Below are 24,794 nucleotides of genomic sequence, written 5' to 3'. Positions count from 1 at the left end.
AAACAGATGAAATTAAAAAAGACATTGAAAGGAAGGATACTATTCACGAATCTCTTAATCGTCATCGTCATTTTTTTGGTCTTTACAATCCTGACTCATACTTCAAACGGTGGGACAGAAGAAAAACCTGTTGACAATGTATCTTCGTCAAACTATCTCACTCCTCCGTGGCAGTTTAAAGGCCTGCAAATGCAGTCTAACAACCTGCAATTATTTCATCTCACCTATCTTGCAATGAGTGATAGCGGGGAAATTGTTGTTGTATCGGGCTCCAGCCAGATGTATTCTTTCAACGTGAGTGAAGGCACAGTCCAGAATTTCAGCACTATTGAGGCCATAGAATGTATCGATGTAAGTTCTGGTGGAATAACGGTTGCCGGTTCGTCTATGATTGTAGGTAATCAGGATCACGGAGTCGTCAGCTGCTTTGATGAAAATGGTATGTTTCTCTGGAACTATACGACAGGTGGACCAGTAAGTAGTATAAAAATAAGCTCTGACGGGCGGTATATCGTTGCAGGGACGGAGCATAACCCATCAGGAATTGCAAAAATAATGTTCTTTTCAGTAAACGGTTCGCTTCTGTGGATGGAAAATGCATATAAATCTTCATTTGAAGTAACAAGCGTTGATATAACTCCTGACGGCGAATATGTCGCTGCCGGAACAGATTATAATAAGGTATATCTTTTCTCCAACAACGGGGCTAAGATCCTGGATTATACAACTTATGGACCAATCGATGCTGGTTATACTTACAGGTACAGATACACCAATCCCGGCCAGTACGTTGCCCTTAGTGATGACGGCACCTACCTTGCCGCTGGTTCACTGGATCGCTATGTCTACATGTTCAGCAATAACGGGACCCGTCTCTGGAGATACAAAGGAGAAAGACCGTTCTGCGTAACAGATATTACTTCTGACGGTTCCAGTATAGTCTCGGTCTCAGACGATGGTACGATCTTTTTCTTCAACCGGACCGGTTCTCTTCTCTGGACTTATGGTACGGAGAGCATTATCAGGAGTATCAAAACAGATTCATCCGGAGATCTGATCGTGGCAGGGTCAAATAATTCTGAGATATACTGCCTGAACGGTTCAGGAGATCTGATCGGAAATTATACCACTATAGGTGGAGTTACTGACGTCGAGGTGAGTGAAGATGGCTCTTATATCTCAGCCATAAGTGAAGGAGGAGTTCTTTATTTCTTCGGCAGGGACGACCTCTGCAACAGGGATACGGCAGTTTAGGTGAATGGTGTATCTTCTTTCTCTACCTGAATTGTCTTCTTAAGTTTTTTTACTTTTATTTCGATTATTAAATTCTTCATGTACAAAGGGGGTTTTCGGTGAAATTAAAGCATATAATAAAGAGAAATCCATTTTCGGCTATGTATGAATCCTAATCCCCGCCGCTCGTCTTCTTATCATTTTCAGTTTTTTCAAACTCGTCCCCGAGGATCAACTGCTCCGTTCTCCGGAGGATGCCGTGCATGGTCGATACCTCGCGGATAGTCAGGTTCGTCCTCCCGAAGATCCTTCTCATCATCGTGAGAGTGTTTTCACGTTTGTAGTCCGGGTGGTTAATTGTATCGAGGAAGCGGTCGAGATGATCGTAGAAGGCATCTACTTCGATTCGGGACGCCATCGGGTACGTCCCCCGTGGAATATTTGCAAGTTCGTAGACGATCACCCCGACTGCGTGCGAGATATTTACAATAGGATATTCCGGCGAGGTGGGAATCGTGCATATTATATCGCACTTCATTATCTCTTCGTTGGAGAGCCCCCAGTTCTCCCTTCCGAATATTATCGAGACCCGCCCTTCGATATCCTTTATCATGTCGCGAAGTTCGGAGGGCTCGTAGTAGGGCATCCTCATCGCATGGGTGACGGTCTTTGAAAGGCCGCCGGTCGTTGCAACGAGAATGTTCGACTCTTCTATCACTTCGTCAAGAGATGTGACGTGCCTTGCATTTTCAAGGACATCTCTTGCATGTGAAGACCTTGCCCTTGCCTCATCTCCGATATCCGGGGGGTTGATCAGGGTCAGGTTGTAAAACCCGAAGTTCTTCATTACCCTGGCAGCGAAGCCGATATTCCCCTCGTAGAGAGGTTCGCAGAGGACGATCTCGATCTCGGGCATTATTTTACAGCACGGACGGTTTCCCTGAGTACAGTCGCACCGTTGTCATATACTGCGTTTCCGACGACTATCGTGTCAGCGTACTTTGCCATCTCGGCGGCTTTTTCCTTTGAGTTGATGCCGCCACCGTAATACAGCAGGGCATCTTCGACAGCCTCCGATGCGGCTTTCACGATCTCAGGATTCCCGAAGGTTCCCGAATACTCGATATAAACTATGGGGAATTTGAAGTACCTGTCTGCAACCGTGGCGAAGGCGGCGACATCCTCGGCAGGCAGATTACAGACCGCTCTTGTTACCCTGCCCACAGATGAATTGGGATTAAGAACGATATATGCTTCAGGAACGACCAGATCCCAGGGGATATTTTTTGTATTTTTGACCCAGTACTCGTGTTTTCCTACAATCCATACCGGTTCGGGGGTGTTCAGGACGCTTGGAACGAAGAGACCGTGGATGTCATCGAAGATGACTCCGGAAGGATCGGCAGGTTCGACGACGAGCGGAAGACCGTACTCTTTTACCTGCTCCCTTAGTTCGGTTACGTTCTCCTTAGTAACATTCAGAGTTCCTGAAAGCATCAGGGCATCGGTACCGCTTGTTGCTATAGCCTCGACCTCGCCGGGCCTGATCGATTTGTCAGGGTCGAGTTTTGTAATATGTCGCCATTCACGCCAGTTGCTGTTCATGAAATCACTATTTTATTTGCATTCTTCCTGAAAATAAGTTATCTTTTCAGATGGAATGCCTGTTAATTTTGAGATCTGTTCAGGGTCTGCACTGCATAATTTTTTCCTGCTGACGATGCCGGCCATATACAGTTTTTCGAGCATAGCCTCGCCGAGGCCTTCTATTGAGAGAAGCTCGATCCTGCCCGATTCAAGCTCTTTTTTCGATACCTTCTCCGGTAGCCTGACACCTGTTGCTTCGCACACAATTGCGGCGTGCTTGTAAACTGTATCAATGTTCAGGCCGGTTTTAGCACTCAGATATGCCGGGTGGATATAACAGAAGTCTTCGGGCGTGACAAATCCCGCATCAAAGTATTTTTTCAGGCTCACTGCAGGGACGCCGTACTCTTTCAGGAGGGCCTTGTTATATACCAGCCTTGCCTCGTGGCTCAGGGATTCCGCCTCTTCTGCGGAGAGCTTCATCTTCTCAAGCGTCTTCTTGTCCGCACGGGCCAGTGATTCCATGTCCACGATCCCTGCATCAAAGAACATGTTGAGTACTTTTGCATGGCTTCTTCCTCTCTTCGGGGGAATGATTTTCCTGACGAATTTTTTCAGCTCCGATCTCTTCCTGAGTAGTTCAAGGACTTCGTCTGCCTCCCGGATAAGTTTTTCAGAGTCCTCCTTTGAAATTCCGGTAACTTTCGATAACTTTTCAGGATTTTCGTTTGCGATCTCGTATACCGTGTAGATATTATGTGAGTGCAGATTCGAGATCAGATCTTTGGATATCGAAGGGATCATATTCAGGGTTTCAAGATTGGAGCTGATATGATTGCACAGGGGACAGCCGAGATCCCACGGTGGCGAACCTTTCCTGACTAGCCTGATGTGATTCATTCCGTGTATCTCACAGATCTTGTTGTCACGGATCGCCTTGCCCCACTGACCGGAGGGGAGCCCGATATTGAAACTGCAGTCCGGGTATCCGGTGCACCCGATGAACTGTGCCATCCCTTTGGTCGTCCGGATCATGAGACTTTTACCGCATACCGGGCATTTCCCGACGACCCTCTCCTCGGCAGTCTTGTCCATGATCTCAGAACCAATATCTTCCTGATTTGCTTCGAGTGACTCGAATATTTCGTGGAGCATCTCCCGCGATTCCTGCACGACCGAATCCTTGGAGAGAATGCTCTTCTTGATCTCCTCCATATGCTCTTCGAGAGTTCTGGTCATATCCGGCTTTGTTATAAGACCTGCATGATCTTCGAGGGACTCGGTCACCGCCCTCCCGACAAGAGTGGGTTTAAGCGGATTTCCTTCGACATAGCGGCGTGAAAAGAGTTTTCCTATCACGTCATGGCGTGTCGATTTTGTTCCCAGGCCCAGCTCTTCCATGACCTGGATCAGTTTGCTCTGGGAGTACCTCGGCGGCGGAAGCGTCTCCTTCTCCTCCAGCCTTATGTCGAGGATCGGCAGTTTTTCACCTGCGGCAAGTACGGGCAGTGCCTGCTCCTTTGCCTGGCTGTATGTATAGACGATCCTGTAGCCTTCGTAGTCCAGCCTCTGTCCGGTAGATGCATATGGTTCGCCGCCTGCGTCGAAGGTGTACTTGAGAGTCTTCCATCTCGCATCGGGGGACAACGTCGCGAGGAAGCGCCTTACGACAAGTTCGTATACCTTCCACGCTGTCTCGTCCATATCGCCTTTGCTTGCGGCTGCGGTCGGGTGGATCGGCGGGTGGTCAGTGCTCGACTTCTTACCGCGTGTCGGGCTAGGACGCATATTTGCTGAGACCCATTCAACCTCACGCTTGAAAGGAGATTTCTTAAGTTCGGTAAGGATTCCCTTTAGATCGAGGGATGACGGGTAGATTGTATTGTCGGTCCTCGGATAGGAGATATAACCGTTCATGTAGAGCTCTTCTGCGATCCTCATCGCGTTGGAAGCAGAAAGTCCGAGCCTTGATGCGGCTACGATGTATGCGGTTGTATCGAACGGTGTCGGGGCGTGATCCGCTCTTGTACCTTCTTTTATATCAATGACAGTTAGAGGCTCTTTTGTACCCTTCAGGGATCTTTCCGCTGATTCTTTATCCCAGAATTTGCCTTCTGTGTGCCTGGCCTCGAACTTTTCTTCTTCCGTCTCGGAATCGAGACTGATCATCCAGTAAGGCTCGGGAACAAAGGCTTCGATCTCTTTTTCGCGGTCGACGATCATCGCAAGCGTCGGGCTCTGGACCCTGCCGACACTTAGGATATTATTTCCGCCCCTTTTTGCCGCAAGGCTGATGAAACGCGTGAGCGATGCACCCCAGATCAGATCAACTACCTGCCTCGCCTCTCCTGCCTCCGCGAGGTTGAAATCGAGTTCGGCGGGATTTGCGAAGGCGCTCGTGATCTCCTGTTTTGTAATGGCGCTGAATCTCGCTCTCTTTATCGGGACCGTTTTATTCGCCGCACGAACGATCTCGTAGGCTTCTTTGCCGATGAGCTCTCCTTCCCTGTCAAAATCGGTTGCAATGATTACGTGATCCGCTTTTTTTGCAAGTCTTTTGATCAGCTGAACAATCCGTTTCTCTGTCGGCTTCTTGATCGTTCCGGCATCTATCAGGCTTTTTGGCGTATGAGTTTCGCTTCGCCAGTTGCTGTAGCCCGGCTCAAAATCGATCTCGACAACATGACCCCTGAGACCGATTGCAACCTTGTCGTCAAAAGAGTATGTGTTTACACCTTCTTCGCGCTTTACGGACGGTTTCTTGTTTTCAGCCAGTATCCCTGCGATTCTTTGTGCAGCGATGTTCTTTTCCGCAATGATAAGGTGCATCTGAATTCTACTCCATATCCCCGATATGCTTTATGATTTTCGGTGCAATCGCCTTGGGATCGGCCCGGCCTCTTGTCTCTTTCATTACCTGGCCTACAAGGAAGTTGACTGCGTTTGTGTTGCCTGATTTGAAATCGTCCACAGCCTGCGGGTTGGCTTCGATGACTTTTGCGATGATATCCCCGAATTCATCATCGCCACCTTTTGACAGGCCCAGGCGGTGCACCATATCCGAAGGCATCTCCGGCTCTTTTCCTTCCTTTATCCCGTCAAGGATCATGCGGAGGATATCCACCGAGACCCTGTCTGTAATCTCGTTGTCTTTCAGCAGGACAACGAGATCTTTGAAGCAGTCGGGAGGCACATCAGTTATCTTCATGTCCCTGTAGTAAAGCTCCCCGAGAAGCGTGTCTGCGACAAGGGTCGCAGTAAGAACCGGGTCGCATGTTGCGATCTTCTCATAGAAGTCGGCGACTTTGAGATCTCCTGTAAGGGTCTTCGAGTGGTTGAGCGAGATCCCGTATGTTTTCATGAACCGCTCGCGGCGTGCGTCCGGCAGTTCGGGAAGCTCGATGTCGTCGGCCCATTCACTGACCTTAAGGGGCCTGAGATCTGGTTCGGGGAAGTAGCGGTAATCGTTCTCCTCCTCTTTTGATCTCGATCCCTGGGTGATTCCTCGTGCCTCCATGAAGTGACGGGTCTCCATCAGGATCTCCTGGCCCCTGCGGATCATGTTCCTCTGTCTTGTTATCTCGAAGGTGAGCGCCTTTTCAACACCTTTGTAAGATGAGATGTTCTTGCATTCAACCCTGTTGTGTCCTTCGAGCGAGATGTTCGCATCGACCCTGATGGATCCTTCCTTTTCTCCGTCAAAGACTTCGAGGTATTCGAGCGTCGTCCTGAGTTTGTTCAGGAAGCGGCGTGCCTCCTTCGGAGATGAAAGATCGGGTTCGGTGACGATCTCGATCAGCGGAATGGAAGAACGGTTGTAATCGACGAGCGAATATCCCGCACGATCCCTGCTGGTTTTATGGACAAGTCTCCCGGGATCCTCTTCGAGGTGTATCCTCCTGATGCGGATATTTTTCTCGTGCCCTTCGTCGTCGTCCACCGAGAGAATGCCGTTGATCGCGACCGGCTTGTCGTACTGGCTGATCTGGTAGCCCTTCGGGAGGTCCGGATAGAAGTAGTTCTTCCTTGAAAATTCCGAGTATTCAGGGATCTCGAGGTTGAGCGCCTTGGCAACCTTTAGGGCGTATATTACAGCCTGCCTGTTGAGTTTGGGCAGCGCTCCGGGAAGGCCCAGGCATATCGGGCATACATGGGAATTGGGTTCGCTGTCCCTGTAATCGGTCGAGCATCCGCAGAACAGCTTGGTCTTAGTATTGAGCTGGCAGTGAATCTCAAGTCCGATGATGACTTTGAGTTTGTTCACGTCGATTTTCTGTTCGCCCGTTTCGCTCATTTTACGCTGCCTCCTGTTCGTATGCTGCTGCGGTGTCAATCACCGTCTCGTCGTCGAAGTGCTTTCCGATGATCTGGAGGCCGACCGGCATATTCTCCACCTTTCCGCACGGAACCGATATCGCCGGAACTCCTGCAAGGTTTGCGGGAACGGTCAGGATGTCGCTCAGGTACATCTCCAGGGGATCGCTCTTTTCGCCAAGCTTATAGGCGATATTCGGCATGGTCGGCCCTGCGAGCACGTCGACTTCCTTTAAGACCCTGAGGAAGTCTTTTCTTACGTTCTGCTTTGCAACCTGTGCTTTTGCATAATACTTCCCGTAATATCCGGCAGAGAGGGCGAAGGTTCCGAGCATGATCCTCCTGATTACCTCTTCGCCGAAGTATTCGCCCCTGAAGTCCCTGAACTCTTCATGCCAGCGACGCTTTGCATCAACCTTCGGGCCGAATCTTATCCCGTCAAACCTTGAGAGATTCGACGATGCCTCGCTCGTGCACGTGACATAGTATGCCGCAAGTGCGTAGCTCATGCTGGGAATGCTGCACTCCACGGTCTCGGCCCCGAGCTCTTCGAGGACACCAATGGCATCCCGTATTTTTTCAGCGACTCTCTCGTCCACGCCCTCACCAAAATATTCCGAGGGTATTCCGATCTTCTTTCCTTTGATGCTCTCAGGATCGGGATCGTGGTTATACTGGTTGTGGTATGCGGTCGAATCGAATTCGTCCGGGACGGAGATTATCTTCATCAGGGTTGAGACTCCGCTAACGTCCTTTGCCATCGGGCCGATCTGTTCGAGAGAATTCGAGTATGCGATCAGGCCGTAACGGGAGACTCTTCCGTATGTCGGCTTTAGTCCTACGATTCCGCAGAACGAGGCAGGGCACCTGATCGATCCTCCCGTATCGCTGCCGAGAGCCATCGGAACCATCCCCGAGGCGATGGCCGCGGCACTTCCGCCTGACGATCCTCCCGGCACTCTTGTCGGATCGCAGGGGTTTGTGGTGGGGCCGAATGCCGAATTTTCGGTGGTCGTTCCCATTCCGAATTCATCCATGTTCGTCTTGCCCACGATCGCTGCGCCCTCTTTTTTCAACATCGCGACAACGTGTGCATCGTATGGCGGGATATATCCCTGAAGAATCTTCGAGCCGGCTGTAGTCTCGATTCCCTTTGTAGATATGTTGTCCTTGACGGCGACGGGTATCCCGGAGAGAATCCCGCCCTTTTCGTATTCCGCGGATTTGAGGAGGGTTATAAAGGCGTTGTTCTTATCTTCGCATGTAATTTCAAAAATATCCGGCATTACATCACCTTTGGCGCCACGATGAATCCTTCCTCGGTCTCGCCGGCATTTTCAAGCGCCTCCTCCTGTGTGAGCGGAGGCGTCACGACATCTTCCCTCAGCACATTATAGAGATCAGACTCTTCCATCTCATCCATCCCGACACTGTCAAGTATGTCAAAGTATTCCAGTATATTATTGAACTGACCGGTAAAGCCGCTCAATTTTTCTTTATCTATTGTAATGTCAGCCAGTTGCGCTATTTTTTCAACTTCTTCCTTTGTGACCATTTAATGAACCCTCAGGGATTAATTTGATTAATCAATTGATCTATGTACCGTTGCACCGAATTTTTATAACCGTTTTTACGTGCAAGTCTCTGGATTTCTTTCCACACTCCGCTCCCGTATTGCATCGCTTTCTTGCTGTAAAAGGCTGCTTCTTCGGGCATATGCGATGCTGCGACCGCTCTCAGGGGGTATTTTCGGATACCATCACGGACCATTCCGCCTGGTGGTAGTGCCTTTGAAGCGCGCACCACTCTCATGTCAAGGTACGGGCACGAGACATATGTACCGTGAATCGAGGCAACCGCCTGATCTCGTTTGGACTGAACAGCGAGGCTTTCGAAATCCGTTTTCAGCTTTTCGGCAGGATCGCCGGGCTCGAGATAGCGGGCGTAGCCGCCGAACAGTTCATCGGCACCCTGCCCTGCAAGTACTCTCTTATGCCCGTTTTCGGACGCCCACCTTGCAACAAAGAAGAGCGTGGCCGCGATCGATGCGTCGAGCGGTGTCTTCCTCGGGATTACCCTGAGAACCTTTTTCAACACCGGTTCTATCTCGTCGGGTTCAATCTCACAGATCGTATGAGATTTCAGTCCTGCCAGCTCTGCAACCTCTTTCGAATGAATGATGTCGTGGCAGCCGCTGATGCCTACAGTTACTGCCGGCCTTCCGGAGATCGCCGCGACAAGCGCAGAATCTACACCGCCCGAGAAGGCCACAACGCCTTCATCGCTCCTGAGCCGGATGGACTGTATTATTGCATCGTCAAGACTGAGATCCGGGATCTCCGGGCAGATGCTGCAGACATCCTTTCCGTTGCACACGATCTTTCCCGGCGGACAATCTCCGGGAATGATGCCGAGATGATCCCTCGCCCGGCAGTCGTCCCATTCAAGGTAAAATTCGCCGCCACAACTGCAAAGAAGAGGTGAGTCTCCCCTGGTCACGTTCATGATCTCTTCGTTCGAGAGGATCTTTCCCCCGTGCTCCATCCATCCCGTAATCTTAATGCTCATAATATAATCCTGATTTTATCGTTGCCTCTACATTCCGAAATCGAAGAGCGTCGTTCTCGACGGGTCGATATCATCCCACTTCAGCCCTATAGCCTCTATAATTCTCGATATAGGCTGCTTGATGCTCTTTTCAAGCATGGTCTCGTAGTCCACTATGAATTCAGGGGGCACCTGGTCGGCATACTCGAAACATATTACATCCGTCTTGGGATACTTCGATGTGACATTTTTGACGTAGACACGCTTCGGTTTGCTGCCTCTCTTGAAATCAGTCCCGAGATATTTATTAGAATACATCGCACCGCGGACCTGGGCGTCCTTGGTTTCATATGCATCGAGGGCCTTGCCGATCCCTCCCGGAACGCCGATGTCATCGAGTGAATATCTTCCTTTCCTGTACCCGGTGATTATCTCTTTGAGATATGCCTTGAGTTCTGAGATCTCGGATCCCTTCAGGATCAGCTCCATCACGTGGAGCTGGACCACTTTGGTCATGTGGGAGGAGTCGCTTCTCTTCATCTCGAATCCGACGATGTCTATCTTGTCAATATCCTGTCCCTCTTTCCAGACAAGGTGTCCCGCGTATCTCTTCTTGCGTCCTGCCTGAAAGAACCGCTTGTAGATCTTTTCGAATTTTATCGAGAAGTAGTGCTTCTCGGCCCCGAGCACTTCCTTTGCAAAGGTGGAGTAACTTGAGTTGAGCTCCGCTTCGATCTCACGTGCGGTGTTGATGGTCTCTCCCCTGTCGAGTGGAGGAAGCTGGATCATGCAGCTGTCGGTATCCCCGTAGAGGACGGTGAATCCCATCTTCTCGATGACATTTCGCGTATGCTCGATTATCGCCCGTCCGACCGATGTTACGGCTGACCCGATCTCCCTGTCGTACAGCCTGAACCTTGCATATCCGCTGACACCGTAGTAGGTGTTCATTATTACCTTCATGACGTTCTGCTGGATGTCGTAGAGTTTGTACTCGGGGGATCCGTATTCGTATTTATTCCTGAGTGCCTTCTTTTCGTCCCTTTCGGCAAGCAGATCGCTGATTATGCTCCTCGTGAGACCGTCGGGCTCTTTCCTGAACCTGATCCCGTTAGGGGCATGCAGTTCGCCGTTAGGATCTTTGGTCTCCGGCGATGCGTTGATCGTCATCATACACATCGGGTAGAGGGATTTCAGGTCGAGGACAACGACGTTCTCTTTCACCCCGAGCGACGGGTCGAATACAGTCGCACCCTCGAACTCCTCTGCATTTGCAAATCCCTTCGACGGAAGCACGTACTTCCCGTGAGCCTTTCGAAGGACGAATATATCGACAATGTTCGAGGAATTTATTGTGTTGTCGAGCGGGCATCCGACATATCTTGCAATCTCCTGGTAGAACTCGATAATATCGTTCTTTTTGTTTATCCCGACGCAGAGTTCGACATCCTTCAGGTTATAGTCGACAAGGGTCTGCGGGTCTTCGATCCAGAGTTCTGATATCGTCCCGCTGTACCTGATCTTTCCCTCGCCGAGTTCTTCTTCCCCGATTGCGTCGAGCCTGTATGATTCTTTCCTTGCTCCCTGCATCTTTTTGTATGCTGTGAGAAGGTCGAATATGGCCCTGCCTCTCACGGGAGCTCTGGAAGAAACGCCGGGGAGTCTTGAAAGTGCATCCTCGTGAATGTTCAGGTTCTTCATCCTGCCGAGAGTGTAGGGGATATCGAAGTCTACGAAATTCCAGCCCGACATTATATCGGGATCTTTTTCGCGTATGTAGGATACCAGTGCCATCAGGAGTCCTTTCTCGCTATCAAACTCCTGCACCGTATGATTCTCCAGCGACGGTTTGATGCTGCCTTTAAACGGCGAATCCTCGTTCTTCCAGAAGAAAGTGGTATAATGATCGTCGTATGAGTCCCAGCATGTGATGCAGTTGATCCTGTCGCGGTTGGGATCTGGGAAGCCGTTTAGGTCCTCGCATTCGATATCCATCATGCAGACACGGGGTGAGACGCTCAGGCTACATGGGCTGATATCTGTATAATCCGCATATTCGGAAGGTGCTGTAATACCGCCGGTGATGCCGCAGTCGATCGTAAATCGCGTGGTGAAGAGGATGTCGGCTTCGAAATGAGTGTACCTGTCCCTTACATCTCTGACATCTCCCGGAGTCCTCGTATAGATCCTTCGGAGTTTTTCGCCTCTTATCGAGGTGTATTCGTGTGTAAAGTCGACTTCGGCCGAATCCGGAGTAGGGACCTTTTCAACCTGCCCGACAGGTGCATAAAAATACGGCCTGAATCCTTTCACCCTGATTTCGTGAGCCTTCCCCGACTCGTCCCGGCCGAGGATATGTACGATCGACCCTTCGGCAGTATTCGAGTATTCGACCTGGTTGATGGCGACAGAGACCGGCTGTGATGGTTCCTGCTCCTGTTTCTGATCCATCTCAGAATCTCCCACAGAGTGTCTTCAGGTGTTCTGCCGCTTCTTTCATCTTGTTCGTCTCCCATTCGTCAAGATTTGTTTCTTCGATCCGTAGTATGCCTTCGCGTCCGATAACTGCCGGGACTCCTATCGAGCAGGAGGAGATCCCGTATTCACCGTCGAGGGCACAGGAGCACGGAACAGTCTCGCGCAAATCCTGTGAAATAATTCTGATAAGGTCGACTATATTCTGGGCCGGGCCGAATACCGTTCCGCCTTTTCCCTTGATGACCGGCATACTCGCTCCACGCATCTTAATGAGGATCTCCTCGCGCAGGTCGGTCGGGACTTCATCCTCAAGACCCGAGAAGATAGGAACCTGAAACTCCCCGTGCTCTCCCAGGGCCTGCGCGGTATTGTCGGGGGCAATTCCTTTCTCCTTCAGGAACAGGTGGAGTCTTGCCGTGTCAAGCTGTCCGCCGAAGCCGATGCACTTCTCTCTTTCAATCCCGCCTTTTGTGCAGAGATAATAATTTAGAGCGTCCATCGGGTTTGTAACGGTAATGAACACCCCATCAAAACCGCTTATGCATTTCATGCACTCGGACGCGACGCGGATATTGACGTCGAGAAGATCTGCCCTGGTCTTTATCTGTGGATTCCTTGCCATTCCTGCGGCAAAGAGAATGATATCGGAGTTGCGGATGTTTTCAGGATCGGTATCGATAGTGATGTCGAGTCCGGTATGGAGAAGATCAAGCTTCTGAGCCTCAAGGAGGGGTTTGTTTATGTCGAAAAGATTTATTTCACCGGCAATTCCGGTGGCCGCGGATAGAAATGCAACCTCGCCGCCGATCTTGCCTGCGCCCAGTATCGAGAGGACTGTCATTCATAGATGGTTTGGATTATGCTAAAATAATAATAGCTACAATTTAATTTCTATTCCTGATGATAACGTTGAATTTAAAAGATTCCGTCTCCGTGGGCGGAATCGATCTGAAAAATCATCTTATTCTTGCGGCAGGTGTTCTGGGAACAACCGGCGCATCCTTAAACAGGGTTCTTGAGTCCGGTGCCGGCGGTGTGGTTACGAAGTCTATCGGGCCTTACCCCAAGGAAGGTCACAAGGGTCCTTGCGTTCAGGTTCTCGACGGCGCTGTAATCAACGCGATGGGGCTTCCAAACCCTTCGCGTGATTTCACTGAGGAGATCGCTCCCCTGAAGGGCAAACCGGTAATCGCCAGCATATTCGGCGCGAACCCGGAGGAGTTTGCAGAGGTTGCTTCATGGTTTATGGACAGTGCGGCGGGTTTCGAGCTGAACGTATCGTGCCCGCATGCGGAAGGTTACGGGGCGCAGATTGGATCTGACCCTGATCTGGTTTATGAATGCACCCGTGCGGTCTCGAAAACCGGAAAACCCGTATGGGTCAAGCTAACCCCGAATGTCACGAGTATTGCCGACTGCGGAGCCGCCGCGGAGAGGGCCGGGGCCTCGGCCCTGGTTGCAATCAATACGGTCCGTGCCATGAGGATATCCACCGATCTCAGGAAGCCGATGCTCGGCAACGGTTCCGGCGGGCTTTCAGGTGATGCGATCTTCCCCATTGCGGTTAAATGCGTATGGGATCTCTATGAAGCATGCGACATCCCGATCGTAGGATGCGGCGGGGTCTCATCGGCGGACAATGTTATCGAGATGATGATGGCAGGGGCGAGTGCAGTGGAGATTGGAAGTGCAGTTCTGAACGGTGTCGATATATTCGAAAAGATATCCGGTGAATTATACTCCGGGGACGGAGTGTCTGCCGAAGAGATAGTGGGGTGTGCGCATGAGTGATCAGAGGTCGATCCCTGTTACGGTGACCAGCGTATTCGAAGAAACGCCCAATATAAGAACTATTGAATTCGACAGGAAGTTCATAATCAATCCGGGCCAGTTCTGCATGGTGTGGGTTCCGGGAGTGGACGAAGTTCCTATGGGATTTTCCTCGGAGAACTCGATAACAGTACAGAAAATCGGTGAGGCGACAGAGGCACTGTTTTCATATAAAGAAGGACAGAGGCTCGGAATAAAAGGACCGCTTGGCAACGGCTTCTCACCCAAGGGTAAAGTACTTGCCGTTGCCGGTGGTGTCGGTGCCGCACCGCTGCGAACGATCGCCCTTTCAGGGAGAGTTGAGACATTCCTTTTGGGAGCCCAGAAGGAATCCGAGATCCCGTTCAGGGATCGGCTCGGCAACTGTGGTGAAGTTAAAATTTCGACGGACGACGGCTCTTACGGTCATCACGGTTTCGTGACCGATCTTTTACGGGAGACTGACCTTGATGAATATGACACCATATGCGTATGCGGCCCGGAGATGATGATGAAAGGCGTTCTCTCTGTCGTCAGAGAAAAATGCGCCGAAGAAAGAACCCAGTTCTCGCTTGCGAGATACATGAAATGCGGGGTCGGGATCTGCGGGTCGTGCTGCATGGACTCAACAGGATTGAGGGTCTGCAGGGATGGCCCTGTGTTCAGGGGCGATGAGCTTTTGAAGAGTCCTGAGTTCGGCAAATATTCAAGAGACGCTTCGGGACGGAAGAATTTTTTTTGAGGTAAAATCTCATTTTGATTTTTTCATTGTATGTTGAAAGGTGGGTTGCTAAAGGGAGGGGGAAGTTTCCCCCTCCCTTAGACCCTCCCCCTCATGGTGATAGGTCGCATGCGGGGACGGGCAAGGGCCCCCTTTGCTCCATAAAAATTTTCAGTTTTTTAAAATCCAAACATGATTTCTTTGTCATTGATCTACCCGTCTCAGATCTTTTCCCCGGCCGAGGCTACCCGAGAGGGTAGCGTCCAGGCCGGGTTATCGCGATAGCGCGAAGCCCTGAGGTCAGGGCGTTTCGCGAAGCGAATCGCGCAAGGGTTGCCTTTGGAAATATTTTTATTTGTTATTTATGAAGGGAGGGGGACGATTCCCCCTCCCTATAACCCGCCCCCTCATGGCGATAAATCGCGAGTGGGGACGGGCGAGCGTCCCCAACTCGCTCAGGAAAAAATCATCTGACTGAAATAAAATTCAGGTCGAGGACTAGGCCGGGTTATCACAATTGCGAAGGTTTGCGGAGCGAAGCGAAGAAAACCTGAGTAGGGGGCTGCCCCGTCCGGGGCTTATGCCCTTAAAAGACCAAATGTCCAAAATTACCGGTGATAAACCTCTCCCCTGTTAATCTTGCATGCCCTGAAGAGCTGTTCGAGGACAATGAGCCTTACCATCTGGTGGGGAAATGTGAGCGGGGAGAGGCACCAGCGGTAGTTAGCTCTCTTAATTAGTTTATCTGAAACTCCGAGTGTCCCTCCGATTACGAAGACCAGCCTTCCTGAGGTCGAGAGTTCTGCATTCTTTAGAATGCCTGCAAGCCTCTCCGAATTCCAGAGATCGCCTTTAAGGTCGAGAAGAACGACGATATCGTCGTCTTTAACTTTTTTTAAAATATTCTCGCCTTCGGTATCAAGTATCCTGTGTTTCACCTGCTCCGACATATTCTGCGGGATACTTTCGTCAGGCACCTCTTCCAGCGAAATTTTGACATAGCCCGAAAGTCTTTTTTTGTATTCCTGTATTCCGTCACGGAGGAAAGGCTCTTTCACCTTTCCTGCACCGGTTATCAAAACAGTCAGGGGCATCGCTATTTATCCGGGGTCCCGTTGATCTTTTCGAGTTCTTCCAGGGAGTTTATATTCATGAACGTCTCGAGATCCGGGTCGACATCCCTGAAAGATTCGGCATCGACATATACGGCGTCTATACTGCGGATGAGGGATCTTATGGAGAGAGATTTATGCTCGGCAAGGTATTCGGTCAGAGCAGATTTCCTGTAAACAGCATGAAGGGGTTCTATCATCTCTTCATTCCACTTGGGAATTACTGCGTCATGGCCGTCTATTGAATCGAAAAGCCTTGTGACGACTTCAGGGTGGATACAGGGCATGTCGCATGCTGTTACGAACACCAGTTCTCCGTTGCAGGATTGTATTCCCGCATGCATCCCGCCGAGAGGGCCGATCTTCTTTCTGATGTCGCATACAATGACGACACCGGAGAGATCCTGCAGGTCTTTAAAACTGCTGCAGTGATCTTCGTCGCGTGCAACTACAATTATCTCGTCGGTGATTCCTGACAAGGAGGTAATCAGCCTCTGGATGAACTGCACCCCGTCGTACCTGAACCTGTATTTCTCACGGCCCCCTGCCCGTTTTGCCTCACCTCCTGCAAGAATAATTGCGCTTCTCAAAGATCCGTCCCCTTCAATTTATTTGTTCAGCGACTCCCTGAATTTTATCATATTTACGATCGTCCTGTTCACTGGAGTGTCGATATTATGGAGATTCCCTTTTTCAACAATCGCCCCATTGATGAAATCGATCTCTGTCTTCTTTCCGGCTGAAATATCCTGGTACATGGAAGAGTGGTGTTCTGCCGTAGACGGGATCTGCGTATCATGAAGGAAAGCGAGATATTTATCCGGTGACGACCATTCGAGGGTCACTCCTTCCGCCCTGCACACATCAAAGGCTTCATGGACAATATCTCTGATAACTGACCATGCATTGTCATTCAGGAGTTCGCCGTATGGAACCTGCATAATTGCACCGATGGGGTTTAGTGCGCAGTTATACATGGTCTTTCCCCAGAGGGCACCTCTGATATTTTCATCGGTGATTACATCGATTCCTGCTTTTTGGATGATATCTGCAAGAGAGTTTACATCCTTGTCGGGGCCGGATGGGAAACGGCCGATCCTCATGGGTGCTGCCTGTACCGAGACATGAACCTTGCCGTTTCCTCTCCATTCGAACCCTGTAATTATCATCCCGCCGATAACGCTGTCGGTGAACTCCGAGATAATCTCCTCGTTACCGATACCGTTCTGGAGACTGATTACGCTCGAATCTTTTATTGCTTCAGAATTCGTCCGGCAGATCTCGCGGGTGTCCTGCGATTTCGATGTAATGAATATGTAGTCGAATTTCTCATCAGGCGGGAGAGTCTCTCCGCATGGGAATCTGAAGTTGTGCTCTCCCCAGATGCCGGAAAGGATCAGCCCTTGCGATTGTATTGCGTCGGAATGCCTTTTACGGCAGACTGCATAAACGTCGCATACGCGTGACAGCATTCCTGCTACAGAGAGGCCAACCGCACCGGCTCCCAAAAATGCAATCTTCATGATTCTTCCATTTTATTTTTGTTTTTTTTGGTAATAGGAGTAGTGCTGTTTTTCTTTTCCATATCAAGCAGCGCCTTCTTTATATCGATCTCCGGTGTAAAGCCGCCGATCCCGTTTTTTGCAACAACCCTGTGGCAGGGGATGATCAGCGGTGTCGGGTTTCTTCTCATAGCAACACCGATTGTTCTGGCATGAAAACCTGTCTCGGTGCCGATCTCCGAGTAGGTTTTCACTTCGCCATAGGGTATCTCTTTCACCGATTCGTAGATCTCCCTGTAAGGGTGGCCGTCCGATAAGGCAATAGATTTCAGGCCGGCGATTTGCGTGCTCTTTCCTTTGACAAACTGCCTGATCTGGGGGGGGATGTAACTCTCATCGCCTTTCCGTGAGAACTGGATCCTGTGAATCGTATCGCCGCTCCATTCGACCTGAACCCACCAGTACCCAAAACGGCAGGCCCCCTTTCTCATTACCATCTTTCAGTATCCTTTGTAAATGATGAGAGGTTGCATTCGATAAGTTCTTCCTGCATCCATTCCGGAAGGCCTTTTCTGATCTTCTTATCGAGAAATCTCGATTCACCGAGGACAAGAACGCCCCTGTCATCGGGTGTCCTGAGAACCCGGCCCAGCGCCTGAAGCGCCTTGTTTATCGCCGGCAGCGTATATGATATGAACTCGCCTTCTTCCCCGAACCTGTTTTTGAAGTACTGGATGATCATCCTCCTGACTTCATTGTACGGTGCAAGCGGAAGGCCGATTACAAGAGCGCCGTTTAAAAGTTCGCCCCTGTAATCAAGGCCTTCGCTCCATTTCCCCCCGCATACCCCGAATATAATTCCCGATTTGCCTGAGTCGGGGAGCGAGAGGAATTTCTTCAGGTCTTCTGCTGCAGTGCCGGTATCCTGCGATTCTATGAACACCTCTTTTTTATTGAATTTCGAGGGAAGGTCTTCCGAGTAGATATTCAGCAGTTCATATGACGGAAAGTAGACGGCGAGGTTTCCTTTAAGGCCGGCAAAAGACCTGATGTAACCAAGAATTCTTTCGTGGTTATCAGGGTCTTTCCTCATGCTGTAAGCAGATGTTATATCACCTGCGCAGAAGACCATCCTGTTTTTCTTCGGAAATGCGTTCGGAAGAGAAAGAGTAGTCGCGTCAGCATCCCTGAAATACAGTTTCCTAAAACTCTCGACAGGCGACAACGTACCGCTTATCATTATCACAGCTGCGTGAACGCCTGCGATATCCCTTAATGTCGAAGACGGATCGATGTTCTGGACCCTCAGCGAGATTACGTCTTCGTCTTTTCTGTAGATGGAAAGATATGCAGGATCTGTTCCCGCCTGGAGTATCCTTAGGAAAAACTCCATGATCCTTTCTGTCGGGATCTCCCTGAAATCCCCTTCCTGGAATTTCTTCTCCCTGATTGCCTCGTAGATTCTCAGGAGGTCGTCGACTATATCGTCGAGCCTGTTGTAGATCGATCCCCTTAGGAGGAACTTCGAGAACATTACGGGATCGAACCAGTCCTCCGCCTTCGTCGACCTCTTCAGGCTCTCCATGAATGCGGTCACCTGCGGGAGCATTGCGGCGATCGATTCGACTCCCCCGATCCTTCCTCTCATGTGTGCCAGTTCGTTCTGCGAAAGTTCGACTGTTCTTTCATTTATGCTGACACTCTGGATGCTCTGGATTGTGTCTCCGCAGTTATGAGCCTCGTCTATCAGCAGAATTGTCTGAGACGGCTCTATGTTCAGCGACTGGTACATCTGCTCCCTTATCGTCTCGCTGAAGAGATGGTGGAAGTTCATCAGTATGACGTCTGCATCCCTTGCGCCCTGGAGCATAACCTCATACGGGCATAGCTCCCCGCACATCTCATGAATCTTTTCAGGAGGAACGAGTGTCTTTGATACCTGTTCCGCCTTTGTCCTCAGGAGATTCGAAGGGGTCATCTTAAGCCCGTCGTTCTCTATGAACACCCTCGACCTGATGAAATACGGGCAGAGGAGTGGATGATCGCGATCCTGTCTCTTGAGCTGATTCTTAATCACCGGATCGCCGGCCGGCATCAGGGAGCCTTTATGCGCACGGTCGCGCATCAGCGACGATGAGAATGCCTTCAGGCCCTCACACATCCTGTAGACGTCCCCGTCGATTCCCATCGGGCACATGTTTCTCTTCCCGACAAGATATGCCACCTTCAGGCGGCTTTGCTTCTTTTTGATGAGTTCCAGTTCGCGCAGAAAAATATTGAGCTGACTGATCGTCCTCACGGCTATTATTATCTTCTTCCCGTTGGCTTTTGCGAGTAGTGCGGAGACCACACTCGATTTCCCGCTTCCTGTCGGTGCGTCGATTAAGCAGATCCTGCCCTCTTCGGCGCAGAGCCCTGCCGTATTCAGCATCTCTTCCTGGTACGGGCGAAAGGATTCGTAGGGAAACCAGTCTTTCAGACCTTCCATTATATACATATTTTATGTGGATCAATTTGTATTATTGCGTTTAGAATGCAATTTCTCTTCAGGGTGTTCTATGGAAAAGCTGTACAGATCTGAGAAGAACAAAATTCTCGGCGGTGTCTGCGGCGGGCTCGGCCCTTATCTTGATATCGACCCGAATATTATCCGTATATTGTGGATACTGTTCTGTTTCTTCTACGGAGCAGGTATTCTTGCATATATCATCGCGTGGCTGATACTTCCAACTGAATCGGAGAAGGATGTCATCGATGCCGAGTATACGATAAAGGAATAAGAGAGGACAGACTTCACTGCACTTATGCTTTTTTTACCCAACTGATTTTATCGATAAATACCAATATATAAACCACTATGGCAATACACCCGATAGATTTTCGCTACGGAACTCCGGATATGAAGGCTGTCTGGAGCGAGGAAAACAGGTTTGCCGCTATTGTAAAGTCCGAAGTTGCACTTGCAAAGGCACAGGCAAAACACGGGATGATCCCTATTGATGCATCGGAAGATATAGCGGCAAAGGCAAAAACCGCCTCGCTTGAAAGGGCCAAGGAGATCGAGAACGAGATCAACCATGATATGATGTCGATCGTAAGAGCGGTGACCGAGGTGTGCGGGGACTCGGGGAGATGGATACATTACGGTGCGACATCGAACGATATTCTCGATACTGCAACAGGTATTCAGGTAAAGGAAAGTCTGTTCCTGATTGAGGCCAAGCTCAGGGCGCTTCTCGCGATTCTCCTGAAGAGAGCGGACGAGACGAAGAACCTGGTCTGTGCGGGAAGAACCCACGGACAGATCGGAGTGCCGACGACATACGGCCTTAGATTTGCAATCTGGGCGAGCGAGGTGGGAAGACATATAGAGAGACTCGAACAGCTCAGGCCGCGTGTTGCAGTAGGACAGATGACCGGGGCAGTCGGGACGATGGCCGCGATGGGAGACAAGGGCTACGAGGTAATGGTCTCCATGATGGAATATCTCGAACTCTATCCTGTAGATGTCTCCAACCAGATTATCCAGAGGGACAGGTATGCGGAGTACTTCATGCTTCTTGCCAATATCGCAACAACTCTCGACAAGATCGGGATCGAGATCAGGATGATGCAGAGGTCGGAGATCGGGGAGATGGAGGAGTCCTTCGGCAAGATGCAGGTCGGATCCTCGACAATGCCGCATAAGAGGAACCCGATAAAGTCCGAGCAGGTCTGCGGTCTTGCAAGGATCGTTCGTTCTTTCGTCGAGCCGTCGCTTCTGAACAATACACTCTGGGACGAGCGTGATCTGACGAACTCTTCATGCGAGAGGGTCACGTTCCCCGAGTCGTCGATACTGGCCGATCACATACTCGCGGTTATGATCAAGGTTCTTGATGGTGTAAAGATCAACGAGGCAAATATCAGGCGCAACCTTAACCTTCTCCACGGGGTGAACATGGCCGAGTCGGTTATGATCGAACTTACAAAGTCAGGAATGGACAGGCAGGAGGCTCATGAGCTTATCAGGGTTTCGAGCATGACAGCGATAGAGGTGCAGAGGCCGCTTGCCGGAATCCTTATGGAAAACGAGACTGTTGCAAAATACCTGTCTGAAGAAAGAATCAATGAGCTTCTGGACCCTGAAAATTATATCGGAACCGCCGTGTGGCAGGTTGAGAATGTTATTAAAAAACTGACCCCTCTTTCAATCTGAAAAAAATATCTTTTTCCTGAGATCTTTCGACCATTCCCCGATCTCTCTCCAGTCCCTGAAGTCGCCTGCCTGCTTTTCTCCGAATATTCCCCCCAGTCTTTCTTTCACCGGGAGGTTTTCCGGTGCCACTTTCCCGGCGAACATCCCGATATCGACTATGTCGACGATGTTTGTGATCTTCTGGATGATCTTTTCGGTTTGGAGTATCTTTTCGTCGTCCTTGTTCCTGAGCGTTCTCCCGACAACGAATAATGCCACCTTCCTTTTATCGAGCCAGTCCCTGTGAAGGTCTGCAAAGCTGACAACTTCCGGGAGGACATTGTTGTCATAGATCGGGGTTCCTATGACGACGAGTTTGTAAGGTCTGACATCGTCCACGTTCTGTATCTTCTTTACTTCAGCTTTAAATCCGGCATCTGAAAAAGAGTTTCCTATGGACCATGCGATGTCGGCGGTGGAGCCGTGTCTTGTTGCATATGTAATAAGTACCTCGGCTTTTTCCTTTGTATATGCACCACCGTTTTTAACCTTGGGTCTTTGTGCACCGTTTTTGGCCAGCCGATCCCAGTCCCCGGAAGTATCTTTGGCCGCTTTTTTCTGTGGGTTTTTTTGTGCCTCTTTGACCGCGATTGCCCTGATCTTTTTTCCCTCGGGAGTTTTTACCCAGCCGTATGCTGCGACTCCCGAAAGGACGATGAGGTCTGCGATATAAGGGACGAATTTTGTATTGAGCATCTGCTGATTTTCTTCAAGCTGCCACTCTTTGAGTTTTTTTTCAAGGACGACCGGGCCGTTTGTGTCTTCTTCGGATTCGAGAGAAACGACACCTTCGGAGAGAACAAGATCAACCGCCTTTTTAATCAGGCTGAATTCGAAAGGCAGTTCTATCGAACCTTCCGGTTTTATTGTTATATACTCTTTTTCACGGTTTATATCGGTGATTTCGAACTCTCCCGCATCCATACCACCGAAAAGAGAACGCGGGGATGATATCATCTCTCCTTTGTTTTTTTCAAGATATTCTATTATTTTTTCAGTTCCGTTCATTGTAATACTCCGCTGCACTCCGGGTTTTACCTGTACCAGTATTAGCCTTAGTTTTAATAATATTCTCCTGACCGTGTTATTTGATCATAACACCTGCACTCTCATCAAAAGGGTTCATCCTGAGGGCAAGAGAGAATAAATACGGGTAATTCGCTTTCAGGTATTTCATATACTCCAGCCACTGCACGATCAGCTGTCCGAACACCCTGTCGATATCTCCTTTCAGGTGTACCAGGTCTTTTTCCGGGCAGATGGTGAGGTCGTGCCTATGATGGAGCTCTTCAGTAAGATGAAATACCGCTCTTAACAGTTCTGTGAATGTTTCGTTTTCGAGCAGCATCGGATTTTCGAGCATTCTTACGAAAAAATCCTCTTTTTCGACGAGAAATGATTTTAATTTTTTCAGATCGATGTTGCAGAGCTCGATCTCGAAAGACATGCCTTTAAGTTCTTTCGATCTTTTGTCGAAATCCTTGTCAGACCATTCCTGATTGATATGGAGTTCTTTTCTATATGGGAATGCCTCGCCTGCACTATTCGCAAAGCACCGGAGGAGGCGGCTTCCCGCAACACTGAAGAAGGTTCCTATGACCATGTTCATCTTCTCGAGCTTCCTCCTTGTCTCCCTTGTCTCGAGCATCCTGTGGATTACAAGAGTGACTATCAGTACTTCGATGGGTAAAAACGCAAGTTCGTGAAGTGCGAAGACGCCGATATGATGAAGGTCGTGAAATGCAAGGTAATGGATATAATATAAAACCGCTGAGGCGGCGATCAGTCCTGCCGCAAGTGATATCAGCCAGTTTTTATCTTCCATCTCAACCACTTTATTTACATGAAAATCACGTTGTGATTTACATGAAACAGTTCATGAAACCTTTGTTTCATAAATGTTTTTGTTTATCTCTTTCTTCTTTTAAATTATTGCAGGTCTTAATGACCCAGTCTTTTATTTTTTCAGGATCGATGTAGTTGCCGTCCTGTATCTTCGCCATTTTTACAAGCTGAAGATCGCTTTCATTAAGGAGATCACGCGAAATCCTCCCTGCAAAGAATCCTGACTCAAAGGGAATGATGTATTGCGAAATCTCATCGATTGCAAATTTTGCCTTCAAAAGGTTGTGCTCGTTCGGTTCTGCGATCGTGATTCCGGTCGTGAAGGCAATCACCGGTACCCTGTTCAGTTCGCTCTTCCTTGACTGTACGAACTCTCTTGCTTCGGGGAGCCATTTTCCGAGATGAAGGGGGCTTCCGATAAATGCCGCGTCTATATCGGAGAGATCTATCTTTTCCATCAAACCCGATATTTTAACATCATATCCAAGTTCTGATAGCTGATTACCTATTATTTCGGCGACACCTTTTGTCGAACCGTATCTTGTTGCATAACCGACGAGGATTTTCTTCTTCTTTTCCATTTTGATCCACACCTGTAGAAAATATTGTATATTTGTCTGTTATTTTTGCGGAGATCGATGTTAAAATCGATACCTTTCACAATAATCTGATAAATAATGGTTATTATATTATTTGTATGCCAGTTATTAATTGTCAGTTGGATCTTTTTGGTGATAAGATGATAAAGCACGTTATATTGTTCACGATGGCATTCTTAATTTTTATATCCCTGAATATTGCAGCCGTTTCTGCGGTTGATGAGGTGTATCTCGGAAACTCCGTTGATCTGAGAGGGTCATGCACTTCGGATTACATATATCTTTTTGTAACCGGTCCGAATCTGCCTTCAAACGGTGCAAATCCTGAAAATATTCATGAAGAGGTAGTATCCGGTGACGAATCGACTTTTGTCGTTGTTAAGGCGTTTAACAACAGGTGGAGTTATACCTGGGATTCCAAAACAGGAGACGGGGTTCCTGACGCAGGCATTTATACTTTTTATGCAGTTGAAAGGCCTCTCGGAAGATACGATCTCAGCGGCGCCGAATATTCTGCCAGGTCGGTTAAGCTGATTGATCCTTCCATCTCCGTAACGGGCATATCTTCATCTGATAATTCAGGTTATTCCATCTCTTCCGAAACCCAGGAAAAGACTGCAACGCCAACTGCAACTAAGAAAGTTACAACGAGTCCGACAACTGTAAAAGCAACTCAACTGATCACTGTGACCCCTACGGCGACTCCTGCCGCAGGGATTCCCCCGGTCATACTGATCCTGTCCCTTGTCCTTTCTTTGTTTATTGTTATCTCCGGGAAAAGGAGATCATGACTTGGTATTGATGGGATTT

Annotated in this window: 23 protein-coding genes; 6 read left to right on the top strand and 17 right to left on the bottom strand. The window is 49.4% G+C overall.

Annotation, left to right across the window (positions count from 1 at the left end):
- The first annotated feature begins 6 nt into the window (after positions 1–6).
- Positions 7–1,254 carry an outer membrane protein assembly factor BamB family protein gene (locus tag MPET_RS09785; RefSeq protein WP_013329865.1) on the top strand — a complete coding sequence of 416 codons (1,248 nt, stop codon included), beginning with the start codon at positions 7–9 and terminating at the stop codon, positions 1,252–1,254.
- Between the two features lie 151 nt (positions 1,255–1,405).
- Here MPET_RS09785 and MPET_RS09780 read toward each other — a convergent pair whose 3' ends face one another.
- Genes MPET_RS09780 through MPET_RS09740 form a run of 9 tightly spaced genes read right to left on the bottom strand, consistent with a single transcriptional unit; the run spans position 1,406 to position 13,000 of the window.
- The gene (locus MPET_RS09780) at positions 1,406–2,149 is read right to left on the bottom strand and encodes an RNA methyltransferase (protein ID WP_013329864.1); all 744 of its coding nucleotides are present in this window, start codon (positions 2,147–2,149) and stop codon (positions 1,406–1,408) included.
- Positions 2,149–2,838 carry a phosphoglycerol geranylgeranyltransferase gene (locus MPET_RS09775; RefSeq protein WP_013329863.1) on the bottom strand — a complete coding sequence of 230 codons (690 nt, stop codon included), beginning with the start codon at positions 2,836–2,838 and terminating at the stop codon, positions 2,149–2,151. The genes MPET_RS09780 and MPET_RS09775 overlap by 1 nt, the downstream gene beginning before the upstream one ends.
- A 12-nt stretch (positions 2,839–2,850) precedes the next feature.
- The gene (locus MPET_RS09770) at positions 2,851–5,649 is read right to left on the bottom strand and encodes a DNA topoisomerase I (protein ID WP_013329862.1); all 2,799 of its coding nucleotides are present in this window, start codon (positions 5,647–5,649) and stop codon (positions 2,851–2,853) included.
- A gap of 7 nt (positions 5,650–5,656) precedes the next feature.
- Positions 5,657–7,114, bottom strand: a complete 1,458-nt coding sequence (gene gatB / locus MPET_RS09765) for an Asp-tRNA(Asn)/Glu-tRNA(Gln) amidotransferase subunit GatB (RefSeq protein ID WP_013329861.1) — start codon at positions 7,112–7,114, stop codon at positions 5,657–5,659.
- A gap of 1 nt (position 7,115) precedes the next feature.
- Positions 7,116–8,420, bottom strand: a complete 1,305-nt coding sequence (gatA, locus tag MPET_RS09760; protein ID WP_013329860.1) for an Asp-tRNA(Asn)/Glu-tRNA(Gln) amidotransferase subunit GatA — start codon at positions 8,418–8,420, stop codon at positions 7,116–7,118.
- Positions 8,420–8,689 carry an Asp-tRNA(Asn)/Glu-tRNA(Gln) amidotransferase subunit GatC gene (gene gatC / locus MPET_RS09755; RefSeq protein WP_013329859.1) on the bottom strand — a complete coding sequence of 90 codons (270 nt, stop codon included), beginning with the start codon at positions 8,687–8,689 and terminating at the stop codon, positions 8,420–8,422. The genes gatA and gatC overlap by 1 nt, the downstream gene beginning before the upstream one ends.
- 11 nt (positions 8,690–8,700) lie before the next feature.
- Positions 8,701–9,702, bottom strand: coding sequence for an asparagine synthase C-terminal domain-containing protein (locus MPET_RS09750; RefSeq protein ID WP_013329858.1), 1,002 nt, complete (start codon positions 9,700–9,702; stop codon positions 8,701–8,703).
- A 27-nt stretch (positions 9,703–9,729) separates the two neighbouring features.
- Complete coding sequence (locus MPET_RS09745) at positions 9,730–12,132, bottom strand: DNA-directed DNA polymerase (RefSeq protein ID WP_013329857.1); 2,403 nt, start codon at positions 12,130–12,132, stop codon at positions 9,730–9,732.
- Between the two features lies 1 nt (position 12,133).
- Positions 12,134–13,000: a malate dehydrogenase gene (locus MPET_RS09740; protein ID WP_013329856.1), complete on the bottom strand. Its 867-nt coding sequence runs from the start codon at positions 12,998–13,000 to the stop codon at positions 12,134–12,136.
- Positions 13,001–13,059: 59 nt separating this feature from the next.
- Between MPET_RS09740 and MPET_RS09735 the strand changes: the two genes are divergently transcribed.
- Positions 13,060–13,950: a dihydroorotate dehydrogenase gene (locus MPET_RS09735; RefSeq protein ID WP_013329855.1), complete on the top strand. Its 891-nt coding sequence runs from the start codon at positions 13,060–13,062 to the stop codon at positions 13,948–13,950.
- Positions 13,943–14,710: a dihydroorotate dehydrogenase electron transfer subunit gene (locus MPET_RS09730; RefSeq protein ID WP_013329854.1), complete on the top strand. Its 768-nt coding sequence runs from the start codon at positions 13,943–13,945 to the stop codon at positions 14,708–14,710. The genes MPET_RS09735 and MPET_RS09730 overlap by 8 nt, the downstream gene beginning before the upstream one ends.
- A gap of 587 nt (positions 14,711–15,297) precedes the next feature.
- On the opposite strand, the gene rlmH is transcribed toward MPET_RS09730, so the two are convergent.
- Genes rlmH through MPET_RS09705 form a run of 5 tightly spaced genes read right to left on the bottom strand, consistent with a single transcriptional unit; the run spans position 15,298 to position 19,791 of the window.
- Positions 15,298–15,783, bottom strand: a complete 486-nt coding sequence (gene rlmH, locus MPET_RS09725; protein WP_013329853.1) for a 23S rRNA (pseudouridine(1915)-N(3))-methyltransferase RlmH — start codon at positions 15,781–15,783, stop codon at positions 15,298–15,300.
- Positions 15,784–15,785: 2 nt separating this feature from the next.
- Positions 15,786–16,391 carry a molybdenum cofactor guanylyltransferase gene (gene mobA, locus MPET_RS09720; protein ID WP_013329852.1) on the bottom strand — a complete coding sequence of 202 codons (606 nt, stop codon included), beginning with the start codon at positions 16,389–16,391 and terminating at the stop codon, positions 15,786–15,788.
- Between the two features lie 18 nt (positions 16,392–16,409).
- On the bottom strand, positions 16,410–17,324 hold the full coding sequence (locus MPET_RS09715) for a ketopantoate reductase family protein (RefSeq protein WP_013329851.1): 915 nt from the start codon (positions 17,322–17,324) through the stop codon (positions 16,410–16,412).
- The gene (locus MPET_RS09710; protein WP_013329850.1) at positions 17,321–17,800 is read right to left on the bottom strand and encodes a methylated-DNA--[protein]-cysteine S-methyltransferase; all 480 of its coding nucleotides are present in this window, start codon (positions 17,798–17,800) and stop codon (positions 17,321–17,323) included. Before MPET_RS09710 ends, MPET_RS09715 begins: the two co-directional genes overlap by 4 nt.
- Positions 17,794–19,791, bottom strand: coding sequence for an ATP-dependent DNA helicase (locus MPET_RS09705; protein ID WP_048131095.1), 1,998 nt, complete (start codon positions 19,789–19,791; stop codon positions 17,794–17,796). The genes MPET_RS09710 and MPET_RS09705 overlap by 7 nt, the downstream gene beginning before the upstream one ends.
- Positions 19,792–19,861: 70 nt before the next feature.
- Between MPET_RS09705 and MPET_RS09700 the strand changes: the two genes are divergently transcribed.
- On the top strand, positions 19,862–20,083 hold the full coding sequence (locus tag MPET_RS09700; RefSeq protein WP_013329848.1) for a PspC domain-containing protein: 222 nt from the start codon (positions 19,862–19,864) through the stop codon (positions 20,081–20,083).
- Between the two features lie 77 nt (positions 20,084–20,160).
- Positions 20,161–21,501: an adenylosuccinate lyase gene (gene purB / locus MPET_RS09695; protein ID WP_013329847.1), complete on the top strand. Its 1,341-nt coding sequence runs from the start codon at positions 20,161–20,163 to the stop codon at positions 21,499–21,501.
- Here purB and MPET_RS09690 read toward each other — a convergent pair.
- The 3 genes from MPET_RS09690 to MPET_RS14555 form a co-directional block, all read right to left on the bottom strand.
- Positions 21,493–22,548, bottom strand: a complete 1,056-nt coding sequence (locus MPET_RS09690; RefSeq protein WP_013329846.1) for a flavodoxin domain-containing protein — start codon at positions 22,546–22,548, stop codon at positions 21,493–21,495. The genes purB and MPET_RS09690 overlap by 9 nt on opposite strands.
- A gap of 76 nt (positions 22,549–22,624) precedes the next feature.
- The gene (locus MPET_RS09685) at positions 22,625–23,365 is read right to left on the bottom strand and encodes a hypothetical protein (RefSeq protein WP_013329845.1); all 741 of its coding nucleotides are present in this window, start codon (positions 23,363–23,365) and stop codon (positions 22,625–22,627) included.
- A 67-nt stretch (positions 23,366–23,432) separates the two neighbouring features.
- The gene (locus MPET_RS14555) at positions 23,433–23,966 is read right to left on the bottom strand and encodes a flavodoxin/nitric oxide synthase (RefSeq protein ID WP_013329844.1); all 534 of its coding nucleotides are present in this window, start codon (positions 23,964–23,966) and stop codon (positions 23,433–23,435) included.
- Between the two features lie 158 nt (positions 23,967–24,124).
- On the opposite strand from MPET_RS14555, the gene MPET_RS09675 reads away from it, so the two are divergent.
- A complete protein-coding gene (locus MPET_RS09675; protein WP_148222219.1) occupies positions 24,125–24,775 on the top strand; it encodes a hypothetical protein in 651 nt (216 codons plus the stop codon).
- The last annotated feature ends 19 nt before the right edge of the window (positions 24,776–24,794 follow it).

This window comes from Methanolacinia petrolearia DSM 11571, from assembly GCF_000147875.1.
Lineage (GTDB): Archaea > Halobacteriota > Methanomicrobia > Methanomicrobiales > Methanomicrobiaceae > Methanolacinia > Methanolacinia petrolearia.
This window is presented reverse-complemented; position numbering and strand designations above follow the sequence as displayed.